This window comes from Phyllobacterium sp. P5_D12, from assembly GCF_054049495.1.
This window is the reverse complement of sequence record NZ_JBFUMG010001175.1, coordinates 1-560: the sequence shown is the minus strand read 5'-3', so window position 1 is coordinate 560 and position 560 is coordinate 1. Positions and strand designations below refer to the sequence as shown.

The window sequence follows — 560 nt, the reverse complement described above, 5'->3', positions numbered from 1 at the left end:
GTCTGCACCTGCTCTTCAAAAAGATAGGCAATGCCTGCACCATCCAGTGCGGCGCCTATCATCAGATCCTGATCACCAAGGGTAAGAGGACCTGCCACTTCGATCTCCAGCTCGATTCCGCCTTTTTCGAACTCCCACCGATAAAATGATCCGCCCGCGAAACGATAGCGGATACATGGCTGCCGGCTCAGATCACGCGGTGTTACCGGTTCGGGATGCTGTTCAAAGTAGCCGGGTGAGGCCACCACCGCGAAGCGGTGTCTTGGACCGATTGGCACTGCGATCATGTCGGCCGCTACCATCTCGCCGAAACGCACACCCGCATCACAGCCCTCCGCAACCATATCGACCAACGCATCATTGACCAGAAGTTCGACCTCTACTGCGGGATATGCCTGGAGGAACTTCGAGATAATTGGTAAGAGCACCAGTTTCGCCGCTACCCGCGCCGCATTGATGCGCAATTTGCCGGAAGGCTGACCGCGAAAGGCATTCAAATCCTCAAGCGCATCCTCGATGTCAAGAAAGGCGGGGTTGACCCGGCTGAACAATTGCTGCCC

The 560-nt window shown here is 56.4% G+C and carries 1 protein-coding gene; it reads right to left on the bottom strand.

The window, feature by feature from the left end:
• On the bottom strand, nucleotides 1–560 hold a 560-nt coding region (locus ACXJ5O_RS29355; protein ID WP_457302971.1), incomplete at both ends, for a LysR substrate-binding domain-containing protein.